3 protein-coding genes are annotated in these 3,645 nt (G+C 43.8%); all 3 read left to right on the plus strand.

The genetic code is table 11. The features are described 5' to 3' along the window. Positions 1-514: 514 nt before the first annotated feature. Genes DK188_RS21300 through DK188_RS21310 form a run of 3 tightly spaced genes read left to right on the plus strand, consistent with a single transcriptional unit; the run spans position 515 to position 3,522 of the window. On the plus strand, positions 515-1,564 hold the full coding sequence (locus DK188_RS21300; RefSeq protein ID WP_232825792.1) for a hypothetical protein: 1,050 nt from the start codon (positions 515-517) through the stop codon (positions 1,562-1,564). 38 nt (positions 1,565-1,602) lie between these two features. Then, complete coding sequence (locus tag DK188_RS21305) at positions 1,603-2,319, plus strand: outer membrane beta-barrel protein (protein ID WP_111672875.1); 717 nt, start codon at positions 1,603-1,605, stop codon at positions 2,317-2,319. Positions 2,320-2,367: 48 nt separating this feature from the next. After that, complete coding sequence (locus tag DK188_RS21310) at positions 2,368-3,522, plus strand: BamA/TamA family outer membrane protein (RefSeq protein ID WP_111672876.1); 1,155 nt, start codon at positions 2,368-2,370, stop codon at positions 3,520-3,522. Positions 3,523-3,645 lie beyond the last annotated feature (123 nt).

A 3,645-nucleotide genomic window follows, 5' to 3' on the forward strand; every position in this document is an offset into this window, starting at 1 on the left:
CACGATTCAACCCGATTAGCGCAAGTCTTCAAACCTGCCTCGCTGTCAGGCAGGTCTGAAGACTTGAACCAATCCGAGGTCTTCAATTCAACTTGGAGGATGCTAATCCCCTTGGGCCAACTCCAATCCTCTCTTGAAAGGCTTAGGAATTATAGATAGCAAAATCCTCTACCCCAATTCGGGCCTTGATCTACCATCCATTTTTCCTAAATACCTATGACTACTAGCACAATTGCGGATAGCTTGGTAGTTGGTATGTAACTCATGCTTAGAGAATAGGATGGTCCAGACTCTCAAAGGTTCAAGGATTAGTTAGGTCAAAAAAATCAGGCTCAAGGCAATAGCTTACTTTGAATAATACAACTTATCCGTGCTTTGTAGCTATAGTGCAGACATAACAAGCTAAAAAATCTATTTTCCCATAGTAACCTCTTAATTTTTAGTCGCTATTTCTTTTTTGCTCCAATTTAATTTTGCAAATTTTATAGAAACTGGATTTACCTAAACTAAGGCTATGAAGATTTTTAAGCTATACCAACTGATCACAATACTATTCTTTAGCACATTTGGAGTGGTATCGACCTCCTTTTCCCAAGGTGCTCAAAAAATCTTCAACCCGCTTTACGAAGAATATTTCGATAGCCTGAAGAATATGGATTATCCCTATGTATTCCCTATTCTAGGAGCAGGGGCAGCCAAGCGGGGATATGATTTGCCTTTTGTTTGGGGCGCCAGCGCTATTTATTTTACACAGCAGCAACAGATTTTGATCGAAAGCACTTCGGTAGGGTTCGGAGGCTCTGAGCTGGTCGATATCAGTCAGTTTATCAAGTTTGGTCCTACCATAGCGACTACGAATGCCTACACCTTCCGACCGGATGTGTGGATTCTTCCTTTTCTGAATGTTTATGGAATAATCGGAGGCGGTACTACCAGTACGGAAGTGACGCTAATTGATCCCATTGGTTTTCAGACCACGCAGAATTTCTCCGTGAGTAGCTATGGTTTAGGCGCCACATTGACTGCAGCAGCGGGACCAGTTTGGTTTGCCTGGGACAATAACTACAACTTTGCGGATGTAGAAGTGGTGGTAGAGCCTGTTCCGGCATTCAACAGCAGTTTTCGTGTCGGACATACCATTCCATCCCTCTCCAATCCCCAGCGAAACTTATCCGTTTGGGTTGGCACATTCTATCAGGTGATCCAAAATGATACCCAAGGAAGCATTCCCGTTTCAAACTTAGTTCCGGGTCTCGGAGACGGGGCAGCAATAGACAGACTTAATGAATGGGCCGATGGCCTTCCTCCTGCCCAGCGGGTGATCGCTAAACAAATCATAGCCAAAATTGAAGAGGCTGCAGCGGGAACTGATCCGGGAAACGCATTGATCGAATATAAATTGGATAAGAAGGTCGCAGAACCGTTTAACTTGATTTTAGGAGCGCAGTACCAATTTGATAAACGATGGATGCTACGAACGGAATTGGGCGTTTTTGGAAAAAGAAGCCAATTTTTACTGAATCTTAACTATAGAATTCCCGGTTTCTTCAAAAAGAAATCCTAGCACACTTAGCTCTTGATTTGTTTTCCTAATTTTTGGTTATGAAGAAGCACTTTAAATTTTGTCTGTTTTTAGGACTTTGCATGGCTGTAGCTACCGTCTCTCAGGGTCAGGTGATTATGAGTTTGATTTTTGGGGATAAACTGAATAATGAGGATAATCTCTTTGGGATTCACCTGGACTACAGCTGGAACAACATGTCATTGTCAGGAGCTCAGAACCCATTGAAATCCTTTAATCTAGGCTTGTTTTATACACACAAGTTTGATGAAAATTGGCATTTGAACCTAGACTTGATGGCGAAGTACCAACGAGGAGCGGCCGGAATAGCAGCTTATGACTTAGATGATCCCAGCCTCAATACGTTTTATGCGGGATCGGAAGTGACACGGCGAATTAATTACTTCAGCATTCCCGCTACCCTGCGTTATGCGGTTCAGGGCACCTACTTTGTCGAATTGGGTCCACAGATTTCGTTTAGGCTAAAGGCTACGGATGTTTTTGAGGCAGATCTATCGCAAGGCGATCTGCAGCTGGATGTGGATATCAGAGATCAGGTTCAACGATTTGATTTTGGGTTTGCCACCGGCATTGGCATGTATATAGGAAAAGACAAGGTCAATGCATTCGGACTTCGTTATCAGGGAGGTTTTTCAGATGCGATGAAAAATCTGGCTGGAAAGCAAACTCACAGTCAGCTAGCGATATATGCCAACCTTCCGATTGGAAGAGGGAAATCCCAGGCTGCTGAACACTAATAAATTATCCTCGATGCAATAGTTTTAAGCTCAATTAAGCCGACGTGTATGAGATTTTTTTACGCCACAATTCTTTTCTTGATTTTCGCCCAGTTTTCTTTCGCTCAGGAAAAACCAGAAAAAGAAAAGTTCAGTATGGCTGTTTTGAAGGACTCCCTGGATGGGAAACTGGACCTAAGTGATTTTTTAATCAATTTCCATGGATTTATCCCCGTTGCTCAAATCGTAACCGAACCTGCATTTGGGGGGATCGGGGTGATGTTTACACCGATTTTTATTCATCCAAACATGAATCAGGACTTGGGAGAGTATGTTGCACCGGATATTACTGCCGGATTTGCAGGAATCACAGGGAACCAAACCTGGGGGGCAGGAGCACTTCGGATCGCCTCTCTGCCCAAGCAACACCTTAAGTACAGAGTTGGAGGCGCATATGGAGACGTCAACATGGATTTCTTCCGAAATATCCCGGTAGTCGGGGAGCAGAAATTTGCCTTTAATTTTAATACCACTGCGCTATTTGGTTCTGTGCTGCGTCAGATTGGCCAGACCGAATTATTTGTAGGGTTGGAGTATTTATACCTTCATAATCGGGTGAAGCCAGATTTTGGTTATGTGAATTTGCCGGAGTTTGTGGATGAAAAAGCACTGGACAATAACCTGAGCAGTGTGGGGATAGCACTCGAATTTGACAAGCGGGATAATGTTTTTACGCCAAACAAAGGGATATATGTTGTTTCTGATTTTAGGATGAATGACTCCTGGACAGGCAGTGATTATACCTATCAGAACTGGACTATCTCCGCTTTACACTATTTCCAACTTGGACCTAAGTGGGTCAGTGGATTCAGAGCAGCCGGAAAGCTTCAGTTTAATGATGCTCCTTTTTATTTGAAGCCAGGGGTGGCATTGCGAGGGGTACCTCTGGCACGCTATCAGGGAGATCAAACCTACGTAGTGGAGACCGAGCAGCGGTATGATTTCACTTCACGCTGGAGTGTGGTGGGTTTTGTGGGTGCGGGAAAGGCTCCTACCCAAGAAATCAAATTTGCAGATGCACAATTGGTGTACAACTACGGTACAGGAATACGCTACCTGATCGCTCGGAAATTTGGGGTCAGGACAGGTATCGATGTAGCCTGGTCCAATGAGGATTTTGGCTGGTATATTATTTTTGGCTCGGCTTGGAATAATAGGAATTAGGATAAAACACCGAGTTAAAAGTCTGGAATAGAATGCAGTACTACTGTTTTGACTGCGAAATAAATCTTGCTTTTAGGATTTGAGATCAGGCGGATCCCTGTCAGGCTGAGCACTGGAGCTACG

The sequence above is a fragment of the Algoriphagus litoralis genome, from assembly GCF_003259255.1.
In the GTDB taxonomy this organism is placed as follows: Bacteria; Bacteroidota; Bacteroidia; order Cytophagales; family Cyclobacteriaceae; genus Algoriphagus; species Algoriphagus litoralis.

Coding starts and splice junctions, on each gene's coding strand:
- DK188_RS21305 (WP_111672875.1), top strand. CDS start 1,603: ATGAAGAAGCACTTTAAATTTTGTCTGTTTTTAGGACTTTGCATGGCT.
- DK188_RS21300 (WP_232825792.1), top strand. CDS start 515: ATGAAGATTTTTAAGCTATACCAACTGATCACAATACTATTCTTTAGC.
- DK188_RS21310 (WP_111672876.1), top strand. CDS start 2,368: ATGAGATTTTTTTACGCCACAATTCTTTTCTTGATTTTCGCCCAGTTT.